Raw genomic sequence first — 22,459 nt, forward strand, 5'->3', positions numbered from 1 at the left:
CTCGTTTGTCAGGTTACTTTTTGGCAGCCTTGGTTGCCTTCTGATTTGCGACCAGTGCTGCAACGTTAAAGGTTACAGTCTTGCCGTTCACGGAACATTCTGTACGGAAACTGCTCTTGGGAAGAGCGATGCCGTGAGAGGTGAGGGTGCCCATGAAGGATGCGTTTGCGTGGCTAGCAATGGTACGGACGTTGATGAAACCCTTTTCCTTGCTGAAAGTCAAGGTGAATGTCTTCTTTGCCTTGTCGAATTCGGCAACCATAGTCTTGTTGACGATGGTGTTCACGCCATTTTTGGTATTTCTGTCGAAAATAATGGTGCCGCGAGTGTCGATAGAAAGCATCGTCTTGTTAGCGACGGCATTACGGCAAGCGATGGGCTGCCAAGTACCCTTTTTCTTGTTGGAGTTTGCGTTGGTGAAAATGTACTTGTTGCCGTCCTTTTCCAGTTCGTAGGAACCAGTGGCGATCTTTTCGCCGATAGCGTTCAGGGCGCCCTTAAAGTAAAGGAATTTGGACTTGGAACCATTTACACCAGGAATAAAGCGGAAGGAGGTTGCCTTAGGTTCCTTAGTGGGGGTGATTGCAATGCGCTTGCTGACCGGATCTACTTCGATATCTGCATAGGGACCGATTTCGGTAACTTCACCCTTCTTGTTGGTTTCCTGCTTTGCCAGCTTATCCAGCTTCAGGGCCTTGATTGCCTGAAGGGGGAAACGAAGGAAACCGCGGATGTCCATTTTGACGATGATATTTTCCATTTAACAACTCCTTTATGTTTTAAAGGTAAATTAACAAAAATTTACGGAGTTTGTGAGGGGTTGTGAGAAAAAAGTATAAAGTAATTTACAAAATAATCTTTTTGTAAGCGTTTGCTCTGCTATAAAAAAACTTTGTGAAAATTCGAAAATTGCCTCTAGTGACGTTGTACGTAAAATTTTAAATTTATTTGCTCAAATTTGAAAAAACTTCTTTAAGCGGATTGCCTTTACGCAAGATTTTACGGGATGTGACGAGGCTCACACTGTTTTCGTTTGTTCTCAATTCGAATTGGCTTTGGTCATAAATAATGGACGCCCTTTGTTCCAAATTTTTCAGTTGATCAGGTTCAATAGAAACGTCTGCACGGATTAAAAATTTGGGATAAAGGAAACCATACTTGCTGGAAATTGCGTCGGCAATACTGAATACGGGGTCGATGAAAAGCAAGGGAGTTTTGTTGTATGCTGGAATAAGCCCCTGCTTTGCGGCGAGAATTGCTCCGATACCTCGTCCTGCGATGTAAGCGAATCCGGACTCGTTTACTTGTGCTGCGCACTGGGCGATTTGGTTTGCGTCAGATTCAAAAGTTTCTTGGGATGGAGTTCCCTTGTTGTTGCCGCCGCCTCGGTAATTAAAGGATACCAAAGTGAAATTAGGGTGTTCGCCAACTTCTGCCAGAAATTGAGCAGCATCTTCTTCGGCGTCCGGATAATACAGTAAGATAGGAGCGGTTCCGTTTCCCATCATCCAGCCTCCAAGAAGGGTGCCGTCTTCAAGAGTGCAGGAAATGCCCTTTGCCTTTCCGGAAATCGCTTCGTTCGCTTCCTTATGGGTGATTGCGCGAGGGAAGGCCTTCTGCCTTTCCGTCAAAGCCAGGTAAAATACCATGCTGATGTAAATCACCCCCAGGACACCAATAAAACGAAGCACACGGAAGAAAAACTCTTTTATCATGCCCCAAAGATAAAAAAAAGAGGGGAGCATGACGTTAAAAATGAAAGTCGCTCTTGCGAATGCAAGAGCCAGGGGGTCCAGGGGGCAGCGCCCCCTTTAAAATGCGGAAAAATGACGTTTAAAATAAAAGTCGCTCTTGCGAACGCAAGAGCCAGGGGGTCCAGGGGGCAGCGCCCCCTGCAACAAAAAAGGACTCTCGCCGGGAGTGTCGGTGAGAGTCCGAGGGATGGGATTGGGTGTTCCCCAAATATATCCAAAAAATTGTGGGGGTGGTATACTTTTTTTGCGGAGTGTTCCCGAAAGTGTTCTCTAGGTGTTCTCCGCTGTTTTTCCTATGGTTTATGGGGCTTGATGCCCTGAAAAAGCCTCTTTTTTGTCGTTGTTTTACAAAATCTAGTGTTCCCAAAAATGAGCAAAAAATTTATATTTGTTCCCGATGAACGTTTATGCTTACTATAACTATAGGAAGTACCTGCAGGACTACTACGACTATCGTAAGTCCGTCCAGAGGTATTTTTCCTACAGATCTTTTGCAAAGAAGGCCGGATACTCTTCTTCCGGTTTCTATTTGGATTTAGTCCGTGGCCGTAAGTCCCTTACTCCTCAGATGCTGCCCAAGTTCATTTCTGCTTTGGGCCTGACCGAGAAGGAAGGTCGCTATTTCACCTTAATGGTGGACTTTACTCACGCCACTACCGCCGCATCCAAGCAGGCTATCTTCGAACAGATGTCTGCCCTACTGCCTAGTGCGGTCAAGTCTCTCACGAAGAACCAGCAGGAGTACTACAGCAAGTGGTACTATGTTGCTGCCCGTGAAGCTCTCGCCATCCTAAACATTGGCGAAAAGAATATCCAGGAACTTGCATTGTTCCTTAATCCCCGTATTACTTTGCCTCAGGCAAAGCAGGCTATCCAGTTGCTACTGGCTCTTGGCCTTATCGAACTGGATATTACCGGTTGCTATCGTTCTGTTAACAAGGCTATCTTCAGCGGTTCCGAAATTGCTCCGCTATTCGTTCATCAGTTCCAAAAGCAGATGATAGACCTTGGTAAAGACGCCCTGGATCACTACAGCACCGAACGTAGAAATGTATCTTGTATGACCATGAGCGTTTCCGCCGAAGGTCTGGAACGCATTATTAGCAAGATTGACTTGTTCCGCAAGGAAGTCGTTGATATTGTTCGTTCTGACGAAGGTGAAACCATGGTCGCCCAGATGAACATTCAGTTCTTCCCGCTGAGCAAGGAAAAGGTGGCTCTGCCCCCCGAAACCGAGGAGGATGAAAAATGAGAAAGTACATGAAGGATATGATTGTACCTCTGTTTTTTGTGCTCGCCTCTGTAGGCGTCCTTATTGGCTGTACCGAAAAGACTGCAGGTACTGTTACGGATACTGGTAATACCGTTGCTATGAGCGGTGTTGTTCACAAGGCCGATGGAACGATCGCATCTAACGCTGTTGTCCGCATGGCTCGTATTTCCCTGGATAGCTCTTCCCGTCAGATTCCCAAGATGCTTGAAACTTCCACGGATACTGCAGGTGTATTCGCTTTCGACTCTTTAATTGCAGACACTTTCCAGCTGGCTATTATTGATTCTGTTGCCGAAGAAATCTTCTACATGCCTCGAGCTTCCAAGGACTCCCTGGATCAGGATATCATCAAGTTGGAAAAGGCCGCAGTCTTTAATAGCGTTCTCTATTATGAAGACGTTGCTGACTCTGATTTGTCTGTCGGCTCTCACTTTATGGTTTCTTTGACTGGAACTCCCTTCTATAAGGATGTGCTTGCCAAGGAAAACTTCCGTATGCTGATTCCTGCAGGCACCTGGTGGCTTGAATTCTTCCCCTACGATGCAAGAATCGTTGCTACTCTTCAGAATGCAGGCGTGGCTGATAGCCTGATCTTCCGCAGCTGGGAAATCCCTGTGGAAGTGGGTTCCGGAGACACTCTTGAAATCGGTCCTTTCATTTGGAGCACCACCGCAGAAGTGGATTCCCTGGTAAAGGAATCCGAAGAGGCGGCTAAGGATGTCGCTAGATTGTCTGGTACCGTTCTTTGCAAGAATGAAAAGCCTTGCGAAGGCGTTGAAGTCGCCCTGATTACGGACCTATTCGGATTTACCTTTACCGAAGGTGATTCTCTGGAATTTGCATCTGTAACCAAGACCGATAGCGTTGGCCGCTGGTGGATTAATCTTCCTAAGGAAGTGCCTGAAGATTCCTTCCGAGTTGAATTCCGCAAGGTACAGGATGATATCGTTGTGCAGACCGGTCTTACCCGCTATATCCATAAGGGTGAAATCGAATCTCTCAAGGATACTCTTAATGTGGGTGAGGATACTTTGAGCAGGCCTGCTTCAATTCTTACGGGAGTGAAGCTTGCTGTGGATTCTCAGGATACGACTCAGTCCAGTAGTTGTGCGATGAACAGCGTTGTGGTGGGCATCAAGGGTACGTCTCATTTTGTTAGGGATATTACCTGCGATATGCTGAGCCTTTCCGGTCTTCCGGTGGGCGAGCAGGAAATGGTTCTGTATTCCGGTGATCCGAAGGTCATTTCTGTTTTGGAAAAGTCCGACGCTCCTAGATGGACCTATGTCACCTTGACGGCTGTTGAACTGACGGACAACTCTGAACAGAAAGTCCAGTGGAATACTTATACGCCTCCCAGCAAAAATATTTTAGAAAACCCCTTGCCAAACGAAAATTGAATAACTAACTTTGGCACACAACGATGAGTTATGGTGTAACGGTAGCACAACAGATTCTGACTCTGTTTGTCTAGGTTCGAATCCTGGTAACTCAACTCCAAAAAGCCTCGGTCATTGGACCGGGGCTTTTTTAGTTGCAAAGGGGGAACTCTGTTCCCCCTTTGGAATCCCCCTTGCTAGTGACTTCGGCAGGGCCTTGCCACTAGGTTCTTTCAGGAAGATTCCGTCTGGATTGTCGCAGGATCGGGGGGACCTCTGTTCCCCCTTTGGAATCCCCCTTGCTAGTGACTTCGGCAGGGCCTTGCCACTAGGTTCTTTCAGGAAGATTCCGTCTGGATTGTCGCAGGATCGGGGGGACCTCTGTTCCCCCTTTGGAATCCCCCTTGCTAGTGACTTCGGCAGGGCCTTGCCACTAGGTTCTTTCAGGAAGATTCCGTCTGGATTGTCGCAGGATCGGGGGAACTTTGTTCCCCCTTTGGGAGCGCCTGAAAAATCCATTGGGGGGTTATCTTTTCTATGTTTGCGGGTGATGGAATTTTTTGATTACTATTCTGAACTTTTTGGTGATCGCTGGCCAGCCCTGCTGGAGGCTTTGAAGGGCGAGGGTAAGGCGGTTCAGCTTTCCTTTGGCGAGGGGCTGGAACCTTACTTCCTGGATGAAGCTTCCGTGTATGCGGCTAATGCTTTGGGCGTCTGCCCGGGGGATGATTGCCTGGACATGTGTGCTGCTCCGGGGGGTAAAACATTGGTAATTGCCTCTACCTTGAAGGGGGAGGGCTCCCTCCAGAGTAACGACCGTTCTCCGGATCGTCGTTTACGCCTGAGTCACGTCATTGAAAATTCCTTGCCGGAAGCCTGGCGTGCAAATATCAAGGTTTCTGGTTATGATGGTATGAAATTTGGTCTCCACAAGAAAGAGTGTTTCGATAAGATTTTGCTGGATGCACCCTGTTCTTCGGACCGCCATGTACTGAATTCTCCTGAACATCTGAAGGTTTGGTCTGCTAAGCGTGTGAAACGACTCTCTGTAGAGCAGGGTGCCCTATTAGCTTCTGCTGTGGATGCCCTGAAGCCTGGTGGAACGCTTGTTTATGGTACTTGCGCCCTTTCTCCTATGGAAAATGATGATGTGGTCAAGAAAATCCTGAAGAAACGACCCTCCATGAGGATGGTGGAGATTGAAAATCTACTGCCCGGTGCGGATCGGACTGAGTTTGGAGTCCATATCCTGCCGGACCGTTCGGAAGGGCGTGGACCGATTTACTGCGCAAAGTTGGTCAAGGAACTCTAGCTGTTCCATCTTGAACGTCCTTTTTTCAATTTGTTTTTTGAAAAATCCCTTTTTTATGTATTTTAATAGTATGATGAAGCGTTTGTTTTTGTTGGTTCTTTGTGCCATGGCCTTTTCCTTTGCGGAAGAAGCCGCTCCTGTGACCGTTCCTGAGGCAACTCCTGAGGCAGCGCCTACCAGTCGTGAAGTCCCCGTGCGTTACTGGGTTAACGGCGACTCCTTGGAACAGATGGCCATTTTCGTCAAGATTCAGAACGATACGGTCTACCTAAAAAATCCGGAAGGAAATCAGCTGAAGCAGCTGGATAAACTGGTAGACCGGGAAAATCAGGCTCTCCAGGAAAGTAACGGACAGAAGGTAGAAGAACCTGAATTCGTGGAAGAGGAAGAAGAAGTTCCGAAGAAAGATACCGTGGAAATTATCATGACGGATGCTGTGAGAGATTCCGTGGCCGCCCATAAAGACGTCACCATTCAGGAAGACGAAGGTGACGATGATGACCTGGAAACAGCTATGGCCAGGGAATTGCAGCGTCAGAAACTGGAAGAAATTGCCAAGGTGGAAGAAGAAATTCGCCAGCGTGAAATTCAGGACAGCCTTGAAGCGGCTGCAAAGAATCCCTATATCACCATTTATCGCTATGCCTTAAAGCGCTTGTATAATTTGGAAGACAATGTCATGATTGACTTGTCCTTGTCCAACTATGTGGTTCCTGTGATTGTGGAAGAAGAGGAAACCATTGAACTTTATCCGCCGGGAAATGCGAACCTGTTCGTGACTAGCGAAACGGAAGCCTGCTCTCTCTTTGTGAACGGAATTCCTCTGAATCAGGTAACTCCGGATACCATCAAGAACATTATGCCGGGTAAGTACACGATTTCCATCAAGAAGGTGGTGAAGGACGTGGAACGCTGGGGTGTCCAGGTGGTGAAAATCAAGGCAGATTCCCTGAACAGAGTGTCCATTCCTATGCGTAATCCGGAAACTCGCCTGACGGTGAATACCAATCCGGAAAACGTGGAAGTGTTCGTGAATGAGGAACCTACGGAAAATGTGATGCCTCATTTTATTACGGACGTCATTGTTGAAGGCGTGAAGCCCCAATTATCTGCAACCATCTATCTGAGAAAAGTGGGCTACCGCGATACGTCCGTGGTGACGGAAATTCGTCCCTATATGCCCAACCTGGTGATGGTGGAAATGACTCCGGTTCTTGACGACCTGGATTTCATTCAGGAACAGAAAGCTTTCGACAGGGAACGTAGCCAGCGTCGAATTGGCCGCGGACTCTTGTGGGGCGCTATTGCACCCATTATTGCAGGCGGTGTCCTGTGGGCGCTTGCCGAAAGTGACTGGAGTGACGCAGCTGACAAGAAGAAGGCATACAACAAGCTTTCTGCATTTGACAGTGAAGACACTCGCAAGATGGTGAAGGATAACCATCGTTTAAATGATAGCGGCGATACGAAGTTCGCTATCGGTGCTTCTCTTGGCGGTATAGGCCTAGGTCTTTTGACGGCTGGTTTTATCCTTGCTTTCTAGAGCTCTTGCGTTATTTCTTTTTGCGGTGGGGGTGGCTTTTGCCCATCCCCATGTTTTCCTTGATGCAACCGTCAAGGTCCTGTTTAACGAAACGGGCCTGACCGCGGTTCGTAACCACTGGGTGTACGATGAAATGTACAGTACGGCCATGATGGCCTCTGGTGATAAGAACGGTGATGGTTCCATTACGGGGGCTGAACTGGCCTGGTTTCAGAAGACTATTTTGGATCCTGTTTCTACGTCCAATTATTTCAATTACGTGCTGAACGGAACCAAGTTTCTTGGGGTTGAAAAAATCGTGAACTTCAAGGCGTCCATGAATAATGGGCGTTTGACTTTGGATTTTGATGTCGTTTTTACCTGCCCTGTGAAAGATGATTACACCATGATTGTTGTGGTGGTGGCGGATCCCTCCAACTATATTCAGGTAACGACGGATATGGACGTTTCCGATGTAGATGCACCGGAATCTGTAGATGTGGAATTCTTTGACGATGGTTTGGATGGTTTAACGATGTTTAGGGCATTCCAGTCCAACGTAAGAGGGCTTTACCTAAGGTTTAAGAAGCAATAATATGGTATTCTCGGGACGTTTCAATTTCTTTCTTGCGTTTGTCCTTACGCTGTTCTTGGTTGTAGGGGGTTCCGCTGCTGTAAAGAAAAAACGATTTGATGTGGAAAATGTGAAAGATACCACTAGTGTGGTGGTGAGTCCTAATGATGCTCCTGTTGCGGAATCAGGTTTTAGCCTCCTTGCTGCTTTGGGGGCCGTGCAAAAAAATCTGCGAGAGACTTTGTCGGGGCAGATCAACGCCATGAAGGCGGGGAAAAATTCTGCTGTTTGGTATTTCATCGCGGTTTGTTTTCTTTATGGCTTGCTTCATGCTCTTGGACCTGGCCATGGAAAATCCATTGTGGTGGGCTTTTTCCTGGCAAGGAGAGGACGCTGGCGCCAAGGAGTTGCCTTAGGCGCGGGAATAACGTTTACACACACCATGAGTGCGGTTGTAATCCTGTTTGTCCTTTATCTTTTCCTTAAAACAGCTGTGTTTCCCGCTTTTGAGGTGGGACGTGGGGGCATTGAAAAGATCAGTTATGCAATGTTGGTCTTTACAGGCCTTGTTTTGATTTTCTTTGGAATTAAAGATTTCCTAAAACGAAGAAAAGAATCCTCATACGTGGCAAATACAATGCCTGCGGTTGCTTCGTGGAAAGAAATTATAGGGGTTGCGGCTATAACAGGGATTGTCCCTTGCCCTGCAGTAGCTTTAATTGTTCTTTTTTGCCTGTTAAATTCAATGATTGTCTATGCTCTAGTGGGAGCATTTGTGATTTGCGTCGGAATGATGGTCACGAATATCTCCTTTGGTGTTGCTGCAGTGGCTTTCCGAAAGGGAATTGATAAAAAATCTCGTAGCAGCCGTTTTGCTTCGAAAATCTATATGATTGCCTCCATTGCAGGCGGAGTTCTGGTGACCACCTCTGGAGTGCTTTTGCTCCATAATACATTTGTCGGACAGTGTTAAAAAAAATTATCTTTAGGGCATGAGAAAGATTGCTCTAATTTCATTGCTTTTTTCATTGTTTAGTTTTGCGCAAGAGTTGCCTGCGGAAAGTAGCCTGCCTGTTGCCGCAAATGATACGATTGTTGTTCCTGACTTGCAAAATCCCGTTGTCGAAGCTCCGACAGCGAAAGCTCCCGTAGCGGAAACGCCTGTGGCTGAAGCTCCTGTTGTAAAAGAGCCTGCTGCTGTGCCTATTGCTGAAATTCCGGCTGTTGAAACTCCCGTCAAGAAAAAAGGTGGACTGTTGGAAGGCTTGTTGCCGGTCTCTCCTGACGAAGCTATTGCCAAGGGGCGTATTTATGGCGGCGTATCCCTTTCCCTAATTCAAGGAAATACGGATGACGATGCTTTGAATATTATGATTGGCGATGTGTATGACGCCTATGGTTATACTTTTACTGTTGAGGCCTTTGGTGGTTACTTCGTGAAGGATGCTATGGCGATCGGTCTTCGGGCAGGCTATTCTCGCACTTGGTTTGATATTGATTTTGCCTTGATGGAAGATCTGCTTGATTTGAAGGAACGTCGCAAGTATGTGAGCAATGGCTTTTTCGTCCAGCCTGTTCTCAAAAACTATCTGAAGGTTTTTGATTCTCAGACGTTCTACTTCTTTAATGAAACGTCCATATCCGTAGAATATTCCTATGGCATGTCCCAGACGGATAATGGGGAGGACATGAAGAAGACTTTGAACAATGCCTGGTCCATTGATGTAGGTATCAATCCGGGTATTTGCATTATGGTATTGAACCGATTCGCTTTCGAAACTTCCGTTGGTTTGCTGGGGCTGAATTCCAGCGTGATGAATGTGGAAGAGAATGGCGAAACTAAGAGTCAATTTGTCTATAACATCGTGAATTTTACCATCAACCTGCTGGCCTTGGATTTTTCCTTGGTCTACTTCTTCTAGGGAGGTTGACTATGCTTAAGAAAATGATGATGAATGGAATCCGCGTGATGGGTATGCTTGTGATTGGTGCAAGCTCGGTGCTGGTATTTAATGCCTGTTCCGATGTGGAAAAACCAAGCGTTCCTCCTGTTCCTGATGGAACCGGTGTTTTTGACAATCTTGATTCTGTGGTTGTGGATGTAGAAACCGGTGTGATTGAATTGCCTGAGGGAACGGATTCCCTGGTGATAAGTTCTCTTGCTTCCCTTGGAGGAACCTATTTCTTTATCGCTACGGATGACGATCCTGAAGACCCTTCCTTTGATTGGGAAAATCCTCTGGACTCGGGTTCCGTGATTTCCCTGAAGGATAATAAGGATGTCCGCGTGGTGGCTTTGGACAAGAATTACCGCGTGATAAAGATCTGGACAATCGCAAAGCCGGAAGATGTCGTTGAAGAATCTTCCAGCTCCGAGGATGTAGAATCTTCTAGCTCTAAAGCTGAATCCTCTAGTTCCGAAATAGTTGAATCCTCTTCCAGTGAAAGCGCTGAAGGATCTTCCTCTAGTGAAAACGTAGAAGAGTCTTCATCCAGTGCTGCAGCTGTGGAATCCTCCTCTAGTGCCGTGGTTGAAGTTTCCTCTTCCAGCATTGCTGCAGCCTCTAGCTCTAGCATAGCAGTATCTTCTTCCAGTGAAGGGTATGTTTCTAGCTCAAGTATTGTAGAGTCTTCTTCTGGTATAGAGGTTTCGAGTTCCAGTGTAGATGTTTCCTCTTCCAGCGCGGTGATTGTCTCTAGCTCTAGCGTAGTTCCATCCTCCTCTAGTCAGAAGGTGTCTTCCTCCAGTGAAGAAATCTCTAGCTCCAGTGAAGTGGTAAGTAGTTCCTCTGAAGCTGTTCTTAGTAGCTCTTCTGAAGATGTGGTCGAATCTTCTAGCTCTGTAGAGACAGAGAGACCTCAATTGCCTGGTTCTGATTTTAGTGGTTGGGACAAGTCTTTCTGGGGCTCCACCAGCGATGCTATGGCAAGGGAAAAAACTACTGCGGCGATTAAGCTCAAGTCTTCTGCAAATGCTGAATTCTCTGACTCCAAGATGACACTTACAACGCGTGAAATCGAGGGCTCCTTCATTGGCATTGAGGGAAGTTGGAAAATGGCTGGTGGATTCTATTTTGCAGGAACATTTGAGGATACTGACATAGTTCATTTGTATCAGTGGAACTATACGTCAGGTACGCCCGATGCAAGTTATGCTTCCGATATTTCTCAGGGCATGTCTTTTGGACAACCGTTCTCTGCACGTCCAGTATCCTTTGAGGTGACATTCGCCTATAGTCATGTGGCAAACACTAATAAAAAATTCCCTCAGCAGGGTTTGATCTATGTCGCTCTGGTAAGTTCCGACAATAAAATTGTTGCCGCAGGATCCATCGTGAAAACAAAATCTTCCGATATGGCCACGGAAACTATTGAACTGGAATATGGTTCTGATGCGGGATTGATCAGTGCAGAGTATGCAGGTGTATCTGATCTGACGGTTGGCTCTGGAAATGAAACCGTTGCATCGATTCGAGTGATGTTTGCTTCCTCTGCCTATGCCTTTGTGGTAGATGGCGGTGCTCTTGGAAATAGCGGGAAGTATCGCGGAGGCGAAAATTCAAAACTCATTGTGGATAACTTCAAACTGAATTACTAAGGAACTGGATTATGAAACGTTTTTTGGTTTTTCTGACTTTTGCATTTGCCCTTTGGGGCCTTTGGGCTTGTACAGCGGATTATGATACATTTAGCAAGTCACACTATAAGACTTTCAATAGCATTGTCTTTGATGAACAGGATGGCGATCCTTCCGTCTATGCGGATGAACATCTCATTAAGGTGACTCTTGTAGTTCCGCCGGAATCTCTAACTACCTGGGATTCCGTTACTGTTGCTTCTTTCGATGTAAGCTCGCTTGCATCTATTCATTTGGTGGATGGAAAGTTCAAGGAATTCCCCAGTGATTCAGCAGCACTGGATTCTCTTGCAAACGCAGTGTCCTATGCGTCTGAAAAAATTCATGTGGGCGACAAGATTCGTATTCCCAAGAGCTTGGTGGTGTATATCGTGGTGGTTGCCGAAAATGGAGATCCTTCCATTTGGAAAATGGAATTTACCATTCCTGGTGTGGAAGTCGCTAGCAGTTCTTCTGCCGCAGAAGAAGGTGATGATAACGGTCAGGATGGTGACGAATCTGACATATCCTCTTCTTCAAGTTCGGCGGAAGAAGATGATGAATCCTCTAGCAGTAGCGTAACGCTCAGCGATAATAATAGCTTGAAGATTTCCTTTAAGGATGAACTGGAAAATAAAACCAGCGGTGATACCATCTATGTTACTTTTGCCCAGGGGACGGATTTGTCCAAGGTTGAATTGGACCAGTCTGAAATCCATAGAGCAGCAAAGATTGAGGAAGATCCTTCTAAGGTTTCCGACTGGAGCAAGGTAAAGACTTTTGTAGTGACTGCAGAAGATGGTTCCGAAAGAACTTGGGTTGTGGTTACTCAGGCGATCTTAAGTTCTGCAACAGATTTCCAGATTTGGTTCAAGAATCAGTTGAAGGTAAATCGTAATGGAGATACCATCGCTGTAAAGCTTCTGAATAGCGAAACTGTGGGTGAGGCTGTTGTGGATTCTTTCAAGGTATCTACAGGTGCTAAACTTTCTCCAGAACCTAAGGATGTAAAATGGCGCGAACTTCAGAAGTTTACGGTTACTGCAGAAGATGGTTCCGAAAAGGTCTGGATCTTGACCATTGATGTGGCTGCCGCAGACGAAAAGGCTTCCGATGAAAAGGAACTGCTTTCTATTTCTGCTAAGGATGAAGTGAAGACGGCTACTATTGATGTTGAAAAGAAAACTGTAGTTCTTCACCTGGCGAACCAGGAAGCTCTTGCTGCTGTGAATCTGACGGTGAAAATTTCTGAAACGGCTTCCCAGAACTTGCAGACAGGTGCTTTGGATTTGCGCACTCCGGTTGTTATGACAATTACTGCGGAAGATGCTAGCACTGCGGTGTGGAACATTTCTGCTGATTATCCGCTGTCTTCTGAAGCGGATGTGAAGACATTTTCTGTTGAAGGTGTTGCAGTCGATGCCGGACCTGTGATTGATGCTTCCAAACATGAAATCTCTTTTGAAGTTCCCTATGGAACGAATCTTTCTGACGTTTACTTTACTGCGACTTACTCTGACAAGGCAAAGAAAAAATCGCCTTCCGAAAATGCAGTCAACCTTACCAGTGGTTCTGCAAAGATTGTGGTCGTCGCTGAAAATGGCGATGAAGTGGAATGGACTGTGAAGGTAAAGGTGGGGGAGGCTCCTGTTGTTTTGGAAGCTCCGCGAATTCGTTCTATGAAAATTGATGGTAAGGATGCTGTGGTGGATAGCGTCAAGGAAAACGGCAAGTGGATCCATTGGATTCATTACGATAACCTAGAGTTCCGTTCTGATTTAAGCAAATTGAAAATCAGCGATATTAAACTTTCTGATGGTGCTGAAATTACGGGTGTCGCAGATGGTTCATCTTATGATTTAGGCACAGGAGTGAAAGCTACTGTTTCTAACGGGGCAGAGTCTCTGGACTATGAAATCCGTGCCGGATATCAGTATCCTAATAGTAGTTTTGAAACCTGGAGCGGCAATAAACCTTCTGACTGGGACAATGGCAACCAGTCAGGACTTGTTAACGTTACCATAACCTCTTCCACATCTTCTGGTAACGGCAAGGCTGTATATATGCAAACCAAGAAAGCTCCTGTGGTGAACACTTTGGCTAGTGGAAATTTGTTTATCGGTGTGATGAATCCCAAGGGTGTTGCTGCGACAAGTATGCTAAGTTACAAGGATGGAAATGAACTTATTGATTTTGGAAAGCCCTTTGCTGCACGTCCGAAGTATATGGAATTGGACATCAAGTATACGGGAAAGAATGATAGTTGTGACGTTTATCTACTATTGGAAAATAGAACCTCTACGAAAACTTGCACGAACGGATCTACTGCAGGATCAAATGTATGTAGAACTAGTAGCGACGTGAACACTTTGGTAGCTTCTGCTTGGTATCGTTCTACCTCTGATAATGATTTGTCGGATCCTGATGTCATTAGCATTTCTGAGCCTAATGCAACAACTGGACTTCGTACCTTGAGAATGAAATTGAAGTATGGAGAGCCCTATGCCGCATCGCCAATTATGAATGTTGGTTCTGATAAGGGGTCTGTATCAACTTTGTATAGTGGCGCATTGCTTAATTCTAAGGGAATTGACAATCATTTGATTGTTGGTGATGGTACGTTGCCGGTGACTCATATTAGAGCTGTATTTGCTGCTAGTGCGGATGGCAATCACTACAGCGGAACTGAGGGTGCCGTGTTTATTGTAGATAACTTCAAACTTATTTACTAAGCGGAGAAAATAACCTGGGTTCTAAGCAGATGATGGGACGTTTTTCCCATCATTTGATTTACTAGTCGCTCTCAAAAGGTGTGACCTGCGACATAAAATGGACTTTGGACTTTTTCTTTTAATTTGTTTTTGTTATATTTCATTGCGTAGAGAAATTCCCTTAACGGGAAATGGAGATAATAATGGCTGCTTTGAATCTTACAGCAGATAAGTTTGATGAAGTGATTAGCTCTGGTCAGCTGGTTTTTGTTGACTTTTGGGCTACCTGGTGCCGTCCTTGCATGATGATGGGCCCCGTGGTTGAAGAACTTGCTTCCGAATATGAAGGCAAGGCTATTATCGCTAAGATGAATGTTGACGAACCGGGTGTAGGTGACATTTGCGCTCGTTTTGGTATCACCAACATTCCCAACATGAAGCTCTTTAAGAACGGCGTGGAAGTGGGTAACGTTGTTGGCGCAGTTCCTAAGAATACCGTCAAGACCGTTATCGACCGCAATTTGTAAAAGTCCGTTCGTTCAGTACATTTGGTGAAGAACCGACAGAACTGTAGAATCCGTTCCTGTGCAAGGGATGGATTTTTTTATCTTTGGATTATGCTTACTAAACGTTTGATTGTTTGTTTGGATGTCCGTGACCGCAAGGTGACGAAGGGTGTAAAGTTCAAGGGCAATATTGATATTGGCGATCCGGTGGAAATGGGTGCCCGTTATAGCGAAGATGGCGTAGATGAACTGGTGTTCTACGATATTACAGCCAGCGCTGAAAACCGTCCCTGTGACATGGAGATGATTCGTCAGATTGCAAAGCGTGTATTTATCCCCTTTGCTGTGGGTGGCGGTATCCGCAATCTGGACGACATGCACCAGGCTCTGCTTGCCGGTGCCGAAAAAGTAAGCGTGAACAGCCTTGCTGTTCTTCATCCTGAAATTATTGCTGAAGGCGCCAAGGCCTTTGGTCGTCAGTGCATCGTCCTTGGTATGGATGCCAAGTTTGTGGGGGTGTCCGAAAAATTCCCTAGCGGTTATGAAGTGTACATTCGCGGTGGTCGTCAGGCAATGGGCTTGGACGCTGTGGAATGGGCTAAGAAGGCCGAAGAACTGGGCGTTGGCGAAATTTGCCTGAATGCCATTGATACGGATGGTGTCCGCAATGGTTACGAACTGAACATTACGGATCAGGTTGCAAAGGCTGTGCAGATTCCCGTAATCGCAAGCGGTGGTGCTGGTACTCCGGACCACATTGTGGACCTGTTCAACAAGACTTCTGCCGATGCCGCCCTGGTGGCTTCCATGGTGCATTTCGGCGATTACACTGTTCCCCAGATCAAGGGTGAAATGCTTGCCGCCGGTATTCCCGTGCGCAAGAAAATGAACGGCGAGGTTTAAATGAATCCGTCCGTAGCAGTCAAGATTTTTGAAGCCGGTCGTAAGGCTGGTGCAGACTTCGTTGAAATTTACGAAGAAGAGACACGCAGTTCCGTACTTGGACTGAAGTCCAGCCAGATTGATTCTGCCACTGCAGGTACGGATTATGGTATTGGCATTCGTTTGCTTTATGGTACCGAAGTTCTATACGGTTTTACCAGCGATGATTCCGAAGAAGCATTGATCAAGCTGGTAGAAACGCTTGCATTCGGAAGAATTGCTGGAATGGAACAGAAACCCATCGAACTGAATCCGTCCAAGCGTGTGGTGGATTATAATCCCGCAGCATTCAAGGATCCTCGCGTTTTAGGTCAGGCGGTGAAGCAGGATTTCCTGTTCCGTGCTGATAAGGCCGCCCGTGCTGTTTCCGACAAGGTGGCTCAGGTTGCTGTTTCCGTCGCAGACGATTGCACACACGTTCATCTGCTGAACAGTGAAGGCGTGAATCTGGAAATGGACCGTTCCCACTTGCGCCTGAGCGTCAGCGTGACTGCTACAGATGGAACTGAACGCTTGACTTCCGCTGAACGTCCGGGCGCCATTGGCGGTTATGAACTGATGGAAAATTACAGTCCCGAACAAATGGCTGTTGCCGCTGGAGAACGTGCCGTCCGTATGCTTTCTGCGGGCTACATCAATGGCGGGCAAATGCCTGTAGTGATGGGCAACGGTTTTGGTGGCGTCATCTTCCACGAAGCTTGCGGTCATCCGCTGGAAACGGAATCGATTCGTCGTAATGCAAGCCCCTTCTGCGGGAAGCTGGGTGAAACCATCGGACAGCCCTGCCTTACCGCCATCGATGATGGTACTTTGGATGGTGTCTGGGGTAGCTTGAAAGTGGATGACGAAGGTACTCCTACGGAACGTACCGTGCTCATCGAAAACGGCGTGCTGAAGACTTATATGTCTGATCGTGTTGGTGCTGCAGAAGTGGGCGTAAAGCGCTCTGGAAGCGGTCGCCGCGAATCCTACAAGTACGCTCCTGTAAGCCGCATGCGCAATACCTTTATTGCTCCCGGCAAGGATACTCTGGACTCCATGATTGCCAGCGTGGATTATGGCCTGTATGCCGCCCGTATGGCTGGTGGATCCGTCAATCCTGCCACAGGCGAATTCAACTTTGCTGTAGACGAAGGTTACGTCATTCGCAACGGCAAAATTTGCGAAGCTGTTCGCGGTGCCGCCCTCATCGGTAAGGGGCACGAAATCATGCCTCGCATTAGCATGGTGGGCTCCGACCTGGAACTCGCTGCAGGCGTTTGCGGTGCCAGCTCCGGCCACGTTCCCGTGACGGTGGGCCAGCCCTCCATTAAAGTGGACCAGATTCTGGTGGGCGGTCGATAAGGCTTATCTCCTGCAAATCTGCAATATTGAAAAAGGCTGTGCAAATGCACAGCCTTTTCTTAAATGAATAAGCCGATGCCGAGAGTCCTCGGCTTGGCTGTTAGCCTAAATCTGCCACCAGCTTGTCAAAGACTTGGCCGCGGACCTTGTAGTTCTTGAACAGGCCGAAACTTGCGCAGGCGGGACTCATGATTACAGTTCCGCCTTCGCCAATATTTAGACTGTCGGCGAATGCTTCTTCCAGAGTGGGGAAGATGGCGGTCTTGATTCCTGCGGCATCCACACCAGCCTTCTTCAAATCGTCTAGCATACGTTCAGCGGTTGCGCCGATCAAAGCCACACGCTTCAGGTTGGGGCGATCCTTCACCAGGATGTTGCTCAATTCGGTAAAGTCTGCGTTCTTTTCGGAACCGCCCAGAATCAGCGCGAAGGGGCGCTTCATGCTGCCGGTGGCCGCGATAGTTGCATCCGGACGTGTGGCGTAGCTGTCGTTGTAGAATTCGATGCCATTCTTTTCTCCCTTGAATTCCATACGGAAGGGGAGGGTTTCATAAGTTTTAAGAGCTTCGAAGGCGTCTGCAACCTTGATGCCCAGGGCGGTACAGGCGAGAGTTGCTGCAGCCATGTTTTCCAGCTGGTAGATGCCGCGGACCTTGCAATCGCTAAGGAACAGCTTGTCGTTACCGATGGTAAGTACGGATCCTTCGATGTTGGCGTCTCCATCGCCGAAACTTACTGCAAGCTTGTTCTTGGCAGGGCTTTCGCTTGCAATCTTTGCGGTGGGGGCGGCGTCCTTCAGGTAGACGCAGGTGCCGGCACTCTTCTGCCAACGGACAAGATTTGCCTTTGCGTCGCGGTATTCTTCCACGCTGGTATGCCAGTCCAGATGTTCGGTGGATACGCGCAGTACTACGCCTACATCGGGAGAAAGAGAAAGTGTCATTAGCTGGAAACTGGAAAGTTCCAGGATGCTGATGCGGTCAGCGGAATCGTCTTCCAGCAAGTCGAGAGCGGGCACGCCGAAATTTCCGCCAATGATATTTGCCTTGCCGCACTTATCGAGAATGTGGCTAATCATGCTGACGGTACTGCCCTTGCCCAAGGTGCCGGTAACGCCTACGGTCTTGGTGGATTTAGTTTGTTCTAAAAACAACTGGATCTGGCTGGTCATCATGCCACCGTTCATCTGGAACTTGAACAAATCCTGACTCATGGGATAGACGCCCGCAGAACGTACTACAGTAACGCAGTCTCTCAAACCTTCCAGATAGTTCTCGCCGCTAAATACCTTCACGTTAATGCCGATGGGGGCTTCCGGCAAGTTCACTGGGTTCTTGTCCATGACGATAATTTCCTTGACGCCTTCACGGAACAAGTAACGCAGAGTGCTCTGACCTTCAACGCCAAAGCCGAGAATACCAACAGGAGAAACCAAATTGTTGTTCATATAAAACCTTTTTTGCGCGGTACAGAACCGCAATTTTTCGCGCGGAACCATCCCGCGAATTACGGGCTAAAATTTAGCAAGATGTGATTGAAAAAATAGAAGGAAACTCTTACTTGCAATTGTAGGAATGTTTCTCTTGACAGTATTTTTGAATATTAATCCTTTCGGGGAGAGCCGTAGATTCCTGCTCTTTAATGCATGCGTCAACCTTGCCTTGGTCGTAGCAGATTCGGTTGTCGAGGTCTCTATCACGATTTTCTGCGGCATTCTTTTCTTCTTCTTCTCGGCAAGTTTCGCCATAATCATCGACTGTTCCGCAACTGCAGGATGTTGTAGCCAGACAGATTGAGGTAAGTATCACCGCTAGAAAAAGGACTTTCATTTAAGATCTCCTATGCCCAGTTTCTTTTTAATTTAAAAAAATACTTTCTCAAAAAAATTGTCGATCTTTAAAATAAAAAAGAAGCCCAGTCTTTCGACTGGACTTCTTACTGCGGTCGGACAGACTTGAACTGTCATGGGATCGCTCCCACTAGCACCTCAAGCTAGCGTGTCTACCAATTCCACCACGACCGCGAGGTTCGCGCAACATCGAGGATGATGCGCAAAACTTTTCCTCAAGGATTATTCTGCGGCAGGTGCTGCCGGAGCCTCTGCAGGTGCTGCAGCCGGAGCGCCGAAGTTGGCGGGCATAGCCGGAATTTCCGGAGCCTGCTGTGCTGCAGCTTCGTGAGAAGCCTTCTGCATAGCGGATTCTTCAACAACCTGGTTCTGCTTAGCAGTGATGAGGCCCAGTGCGAAAACCACGATGAAGAAGATAACAGCTACGATACGAGTCAGCTTCTGGATGAAGGTAGCTGCACCAGCGGTGGAGAAAGCAGACTGAGAAGTCATGCCACCGAGACCTGCAAGGCCGCCCATCTTGTCGTTCTGAACGAGAACGAGGAGCATGAGGAACAAGCAGAGGAATACGTGGAGGACGATACCAATCCAAAAGAGAGTTGTCATAGTCGTTTTTACCTTGAGTTGTTTAAAGTTTTAATGGCTGGAAATTACTTTGCTTCTGCAGCAGCGATGATTTCCATGAAGGTGTTAGCCTTGAGACCTGCACCACCAATGAGACCGCCGTCGATGTCCTTCTGAGCGAGGAGGCCAGCAGCGTTTGCGCCCTTCATGGAGCCACCGTACTGGATGCGCATGCCTTCGGCAATTGCTTCGCCGTAGATTTCCTTAACAACGGAACGTACGAAAGCCTGGGTGTCCTGAGCCTGTTCGTCGGTAGCGGTAACGCCAGTACCGATTGCCCAAACCGGTTCGTATGCGAGAACGCACTTAGCAGCGTCTTCTGCGGAAACGCCTTCGAAAGCACCCTTCACCTGAGTGGAGAGAACAGCTTCTAGCTTGCCGCCGTTACGTTCGTCGAGGGTTTCGCCAATGCAGATGATGGGCTTGAGACCTGCTTCAAGAGTCTTCTTGACCTTCAGGTTCACGGTTTCTTCGGTTTCGTGGAAGTACTGACGCTGTTCGGAGTGACCGATGATGATGTATTCTGCGCCGATTTCCTTAACCATGTCAACGGAAACCTTACCAGTGTATGCGCCCTGGTCCTTCCAGTGGATGTCCTGGATAGCAAGCTTCACGTTGGTGCCCTTAACGATGTCTGCAACCTTTGCAGCAGCGAGGTAGGTCGGAGCGATGACCACTTCGGTCTTCTTCACGTCCTTGACGGCTTCAACGATGTCCTTAGCGAGCTGAACGGATTCGCTAACGGTCTTGTTCATCTTCCAGTTACCAGCAATGATATACTGACGCATAATTAACTCCTTGAGAGGTTTAAAAATTTAACGGGTTAAATTTAGTAAAAAAAGACCGCCAGGGGAAGTCCGGGCGGTTTTTTATACTGAAAACTCCTGTTAGAGAGCTATTAGTAGTTAGAGCTGTGCTTGCTGACGGGAGCCGGAGAGCCACCATAACGGTCGCCTTCGATCTTTTCGAGGATCCATTCCTCTTCGTACCCCTTCAGACGGGCCTGATCGGGGTGCTTCCAGATAAGGCGGGTAATCAGCTTGCCTTCGCGGGTGTAGTATTCCCAGACGCTGGACTTGTCGTTGGACTTTTCGTGATCGGGAGGTCCCCACAGCAGGTTCACCATGTCGTTGGTCATACCTTCTTCGATATAACCCTGCTTGAACACGTCCTTCAAGCGCTTGTCGATGCCCATACTTTCCTTGACGGCAAAGTATTCGCGTTCGTATTCCTTACGACCTTCACCACGTTCAATAAGAATCGGGGAAGAGTAACGGCTTGCACAGGCCCAGAACATCAGGGCGCTAATGCCAAGCACGCACAAATGTGAAAACTTCATACAATCTCCTCAGAAAATGATGACCACAAAATAAGAACTTTATGGTGGATATGACAAAAATAATTTAAATTTTACACAGCAATGACGTATTTCAAGCGTTTTACATGCATTTTTATCATTGGTTTTTGCCTAATGGCAAATGCCTTTGCTGCTGATTTTAATCATAGTGCCCAGACGGGCTTCCGCTATGGTCCCAATATGGCGTGGACTTTGTCCGGGAATACTCCCTTTGTCTGGGGGCAGTGGTTGCCGCAGGCCTACGGTTCTCTCCATTACACCTGGTTGGAGCCTTTGGATTTGCTGAAGTACGGTGAAAAGCTGGACCGTACTCCGTCTTACTGGCGCATGGATGCCGGCGTCGAAATTACCCCTTTCTATGGGGGGTATCTGGCTGGCATCGGTATCCGCCCGTTCAAGTCCAATCCCCAGATTGAACTGAACATGACCTACGAAAGCTACCTGTACTTCAAGTCCAACCTGGAAATGGTGACTGCTGACGTAGAGGGTGGTGGACGTATTGCGGAAACTTGGAATGCTGACTACATCACCGACAACGTCTACAATGACGATGCTGAATTTGACTATGCCCAGCTGGTGGACTTAAATGGAGTAATCTGCTATTCATTCCCCAAGGGGTCCGTTCTTGGATTGTCCCTCCATTACATTCTGTCTGACGTAAGTACGGGATACGACGGAAAAAGCTACGACTACAAACGTAACATTCCCGTTTTCAGTAGAGACTTCCTGATCGAACTGGAAAACTATGGACGAATCCCCCTGAATGAAAATTTCGCTCTTCTGTATAGGACTACCTATTATAGAACGGGCTATCTCCGTAGCGAAAATACCGTCCAGAAGGAAGGCTTGAGCTATGGTAAGATGCTGCTGGGTGGGCATTTTTCCTGGAAGGATGGCCTCCAGAATATTTCCGTGGAACTTGGTGCCTGGAAGCGTCTGAAGGACCGTTTCTATGACGGAAATCTGTCCCAGAGATTCCTGCTGCAGGTAGAATACGAAGGGTATTTCTCTTTCCCCTTCCATCGTAATTATCAGTAGGCTGAATTAAATTGGATTAGTAAAATACGATGTTGCCGGAAAAGTTCTTTCCGGTAATTTTTGTATTGGCAGGAAGCATTGCCCCGGAGAATTCCTTCCATTCCGTAATCTCGTAGGAGCGGTCGTCATTCCATCTCTTGACGGAAATGTTCATGGGATAGGGGAGGGTGTCCAGGGTGAATTCAGCCTGTGTTTCCGGGAATGCGGAAAGGATTACGTTAGGGACGTTTGCGGAATCCGGATGCAGGAACCATCCGTTAGCCAGAAGTTCCAGATCGTCATACTTCATTGGTGTCTCGCCGATGTTTTCCCGCAGGTGACGTGCGCCAATCTGACGCTTTGCCTTCGTCTTCCCGTAGATCACATAGCGGTGCTCGCCGGCGGTAACGAACATCTGCGCCTCTGTACCGGTAGCGATGATATAGAAGGTGTCCTGTGCGGCGGGATTGTGATGCCATTCCACGTCCACGGAAACGTTATTCTTCTTTGCGTTGATGTAATCGCCCTTGAATTTCACGGTTAGGGGAGTGTTTGCCACCTGGTGGGTGCAATGAGCAATATCTTGACCGAGAGAAATAGATGCAAGGACGCCGCAAGCGAGAAGAGTAGACTTAAGCATGTGCCAAAAATAAAAAAAGGAAAACTCCGGTCAATCCCA

Annotated in this window: 21 protein-coding genes and 2 tRNA genes; 14 read left to right on the forward strand and 9 right to left on the reverse strand. The window is 47.5% G+C overall.

All coding sequences use genetic code 11. The features are described 5' to 3' along the window. Positions 1-13 precede the first annotated feature (13 nt). Both BGX12_RS00215 and BGX12_RS00220 read right to left on the reverse strand, forming a co-directional pair. A complete protein-coding gene (locus BGX12_RS00215; RefSeq protein WP_109734087.1) occupies positions 14-760 on the reverse strand; it encodes a hypothetical protein in 747 nt (248 codons plus the stop codon). 184 nt (positions 761-944) lie between these two features. Further along, complete coding sequence (locus tag BGX12_RS00220; protein ID WP_146196192.1) at positions 945-1,715, reverse strand: alpha/beta hydrolase; 771 nt, start codon at positions 1,713-1,715, stop codon at positions 945-947. 436 nt (positions 1,716-2,151) lie between these two features. Between BGX12_RS00220 and BGX12_RS00225 the strand changes: the two genes are divergently transcribed. The 13 genes from BGX12_RS00225 to BGX12_RS00290 all read left to right on the forward strand — a co-directional run bounded on the left by BGX12_RS00225 (position 2,152) and on the right by BGX12_RS00290 (position 16,933). After that, a complete protein-coding gene (locus BGX12_RS00225; protein WP_109734089.1) occupies positions 2,152-3,006 on the forward strand; it encodes a TIGR02147 family protein in 855 nt (284 codons plus the stop codon). Further along, positions 3,003-4,427, forward strand: a complete 1,425-nt coding sequence (locus BGX12_RS00230) for a carboxypeptidase regulatory-like domain-containing protein (protein ID WP_109734090.1) — start codon at positions 3,003-3,005, stop codon at positions 4,425-4,427. The genes BGX12_RS00225 and BGX12_RS00230 overlap by 4 nt, the downstream gene beginning before the upstream one ends. A gap of 24 nt (positions 4,428-4,451) precedes the next feature. Beyond that, positions 4,452-4,522: transfer RNA gene (locus tag BGX12_RS00235), tRNA-Gln, on the forward strand. A 434-nt stretch (positions 4,523-4,956) separates the two neighbouring features. After that, positions 4,957-5,718, forward strand: coding sequence for an RNA methyltransferase (locus BGX12_RS00245; RefSeq protein WP_109734254.1), 762 nt, complete (start codon positions 4,957-4,959; stop codon positions 5,716-5,718). 70 nt (positions 5,719-5,788) lie between these two features. Further along, positions 5,789-7,261, forward strand: coding sequence for a hypothetical protein (locus BGX12_RS00250; protein ID WP_109734092.1), 1,473 nt, complete (start codon positions 5,789-5,791; stop codon positions 7,259-7,261). Then, on the forward strand, positions 7,251-7,835 hold the full coding sequence (locus BGX12_RS00255; protein ID WP_255416847.1) for a DUF1007 family protein: 585 nt from the start codon (positions 7,251-7,253) through the stop codon (positions 7,833-7,835). The genes BGX12_RS00250 and BGX12_RS00255 overlap by 11 nt, the downstream gene beginning before the upstream one ends. Position 7,836: 1 nt before the next feature. Continuing rightward, the gene (locus BGX12_RS00260; RefSeq protein ID WP_109734094.1) at positions 7,837-8,787 is read left to right on the forward strand and encodes a nickel/cobalt transporter; all 951 of its coding nucleotides are present in this window, start codon (positions 7,837-7,839) and stop codon (positions 8,785-8,787) included. 19 nt (positions 8,788-8,806) lie between these two features. Then, entirely contained in the window at positions 8,807-9,736 is a 930-nt protein-coding gene (locus BGX12_RS00265; protein WP_158278121.1) for a hypothetical protein, read from the forward strand. 11 nt (positions 9,737-9,747) lie between these two features. Next, complete coding sequence (locus tag BGX12_RS00270) at positions 9,748-11,412, forward strand: PCMD domain-containing protein (RefSeq protein WP_109734096.1); 1,665 nt, start codon at positions 9,748-9,750, stop codon at positions 11,410-11,412. 11 nt (positions 11,413-11,423) lie between these two features. Further along, entirely contained in the window at positions 11,424-14,162 is a 2,739-nt protein-coding gene (locus tag BGX12_RS00275; RefSeq protein WP_109734097.1) for a PCMD domain-containing protein, read from the forward strand. A gap of 182 nt (positions 14,163-14,344) precedes the next feature. Beyond that, complete coding sequence (trxA, locus tag BGX12_RS00280) at positions 14,345-14,668, forward strand: thioredoxin (protein WP_109734098.1); 324 nt, start codon at positions 14,345-14,347, stop codon at positions 14,666-14,668. A gap of 90 nt (positions 14,669-14,758) precedes the next feature. Next, on the forward strand, positions 14,759-15,550 hold the full coding sequence (gene hisF / locus BGX12_RS00285) for an imidazole glycerol phosphate synthase subunit HisF (RefSeq protein WP_109734255.1): 792 nt from the start codon (positions 14,759-14,761) through the stop codon (positions 15,548-15,550). After that, positions 15,551-16,933: a TldD/PmbA family protein gene (locus BGX12_RS00290; RefSeq protein WP_109734099.1), complete on the forward strand. Its 1,383-nt coding sequence runs from the start codon at positions 15,551-15,553 to the stop codon at positions 16,931-16,933. A 100-nt stretch (positions 16,934-17,033) separates the two neighbouring features. On the opposite strand, the gene murD is transcribed toward BGX12_RS00290, so the two are convergent. The 6 genes from murD to BGX12_RS00320 all read right to left on the reverse strand — a co-directional run bounded on the left by murD (position 17,034) and on the right by BGX12_RS00320 (position 20,745). Continuing rightward, positions 17,034-18,380: a UDP-N-acetylmuramoyl-L-alanine--D-glutamate ligase gene (murD, locus tag BGX12_RS00295; protein ID WP_109734100.1), complete on the reverse strand. Its 1,347-nt coding sequence runs from the start codon at positions 18,378-18,380 to the stop codon at positions 17,034-17,036. Between the two features lie 109 nt (positions 18,381-18,489). Next, a complete protein-coding gene (locus BGX12_RS00300) occupies positions 18,490-18,762 on the reverse strand; it encodes a hypothetical protein (RefSeq protein WP_146196195.1) in 273 nt (90 codons plus the stop codon). A 110-nt stretch (positions 18,763-18,872) separates the two neighbouring features. Then, positions 18,873-18,956 (reverse strand) — tRNA-Leu (locus BGX12_RS00305). Positions 18,957-19,004: 48 nt separating this feature from the next. Next, positions 19,005-19,388, reverse strand: coding sequence for a preprotein translocase subunit SecG (gene secG / locus BGX12_RS00310; protein ID WP_109734102.1), 384 nt, complete (start codon positions 19,386-19,388; stop codon positions 19,005-19,007). Between the two features lie 44 nt (positions 19,389-19,432). Next, positions 19,433-20,194 (reverse strand): triose-phosphate isomerase, encoded by a 762-nt coding sequence (gene tpiA / locus BGX12_RS00315; protein ID WP_109734103.1) that lies wholly within the window; start codon positions 20,192-20,194, stop codon positions 19,433-19,435. Between the two features lie 110 nt (positions 20,195-20,304). After that, complete coding sequence (locus BGX12_RS00320; protein ID WP_109734104.1) at positions 20,305-20,745, reverse strand: hypothetical protein; 441 nt, start codon at positions 20,743-20,745, stop codon at positions 20,305-20,307. A gap of 132 nt (positions 20,746-20,877) precedes the next feature. Between BGX12_RS00320 and BGX12_RS00325 the strand changes: the two genes are divergently transcribed. Beyond that, positions 20,878-21,801 carry a hypothetical protein gene (locus BGX12_RS00325; protein WP_146196196.1) on the forward strand — a complete coding sequence of 308 codons (924 nt, stop codon included), beginning with the start codon at positions 20,878-20,880 and terminating at the stop codon, positions 21,799-21,801. 16 nt (positions 21,802-21,817) lie between these two features. Here BGX12_RS00325 and BGX12_RS00330 read toward each other — a convergent pair whose 3' ends face one another. After that, positions 21,818-22,420 (reverse strand): hypothetical protein, encoded by a 603-nt coding sequence (locus BGX12_RS00330; protein WP_109734106.1) that lies wholly within the window; start codon positions 22,418-22,420, stop codon positions 21,818-21,820. Positions 22,421-22,459 lie beyond the last annotated feature (39 nt).

The organism is Fibrobacter sp. UWR4 (genome assembly GCF_003149045.1).
GTDB lineage: Bacteria > Fibrobacterota > Fibrobacteria > Fibrobacterales > Fibrobacteraceae > Fibrobacter.

Bases quoted from the DNA above. Each gene is read 5' to 3' on its own strand.
- BGX12_RS00215 (WP_109734087.1), bottom strand. From the start codon at position 760: ATGGAAAATATCATCGTCAAAATGGACATCCGCGGTTTCCTTCGTTTC.
- BGX12_RS00220 (WP_146196192.1), bottom strand. From the start codon at position 1,715: ATGATAAAAGAGTTTTTCTTCCGTGTGCTTCGTTTTATTGGTGTCCTG.
- BGX12_RS00225 (WP_109734089.1), top strand. From the start codon at position 2,152: ATGAACGTTTATGCTTACTATAACTATAGGAAGTACCTGCAGGACTAC.
- BGX12_RS00230 (WP_109734090.1), top strand. From the start codon at position 3,003: ATGAGAAAGTACATGAAGGATATGATTGTACCTCTGTTTTTTGTGCTC.
- BGX12_RS00245 (WP_109734254.1), top strand. From the start codon at position 4,957: ATGGAATTTTTTGATTACTATTCTGAACTTTTTGGTGATCGCTGGCCA.
- BGX12_RS00250 (WP_109734092.1), top strand. From the start codon at position 5,789: ATGATGAAGCGTTTGTTTTTGTTGGTTCTTTGTGCCATGGCCTTTTCC.
- BGX12_RS00260 (WP_109734094.1), top strand. From the start codon at position 7,837: ATGGTATTCTCGGGACGTTTCAATTTCTTTCTTGCGTTTGTCCTTACG.
- BGX12_RS00265 (WP_158278121.1), top strand. From the start codon at position 8,807: ATGAGAAAGATTGCTCTAATTTCATTGCTTTTTTCATTGTTTAGTTTT.
- BGX12_RS00270 (WP_109734096.1), top strand. From the start codon at position 9,748: ATGCTTAAGAAAATGATGATGAATGGAATCCGCGTGATGGGTATGCTT.
- BGX12_RS00275 (WP_109734097.1), top strand. From the start codon at position 11,424: ATGAAACGTTTTTTGGTTTTTCTGACTTTTGCATTTGCCCTTTGGGGC.
- trxA (WP_109734098.1), top strand. From the start codon at position 14,345: ATGGCTGCTTTGAATCTTACAGCAGATAAGTTTGATGAAGTGATTAGC.
- hisF (WP_109734255.1), top strand. From the start codon at position 14,759: ATGCTTACTAAACGTTTGATTGTTTGTTTGGATGTCCGTGACCGCAAG.
- BGX12_RS00290 (WP_109734099.1), top strand. From the start codon at position 15,551: ATGAATCCGTCCGTAGCAGTCAAGATTTTTGAAGCCGGTCGTAAGGCT.
- murD (WP_109734100.1), bottom strand. From the start codon at position 18,380: ATGAACAACAATTTGGTTTCTCCTGTTGGTATTCTCGGCTTTGGCGTT.
- BGX12_RS00300 (WP_146196195.1), bottom strand. From the start codon at position 18,762: ATGAAAGTCCTTTTTCTAGCGGTGATACTTACCTCAATCTGTCTGGCT.
- secG (WP_109734102.1), bottom strand. From the start codon at position 19,388: ATGACAACTCTCTTTTGGATTGGTATCGTCCTCCACGTATTCCTCTGC.
- tpiA (WP_109734103.1), bottom strand. From the start codon at position 20,194: ATGCGTCAGTATATCATTGCTGGTAACTGGAAGATGAACAAGACCGTT.
- BGX12_RS00320 (WP_109734104.1), bottom strand. From the start codon at position 20,745: ATGAAGTTTTCACATTTGTGCGTGCTTGGCATTAGCGCCCTGATGTTC.
- BGX12_RS00325 (WP_146196196.1), top strand. From the start codon at position 20,878: ATGGCAAATGCCTTTGCTGCTGATTTTAATCATAGTGCCCAGACGGGC.
- BGX12_RS00330 (WP_109734106.1), bottom strand. From the start codon at position 22,420: ATGCTTAAGTCTACTCTTCTCGCTTGCGGCGTCCTTGCATCTATTTCT.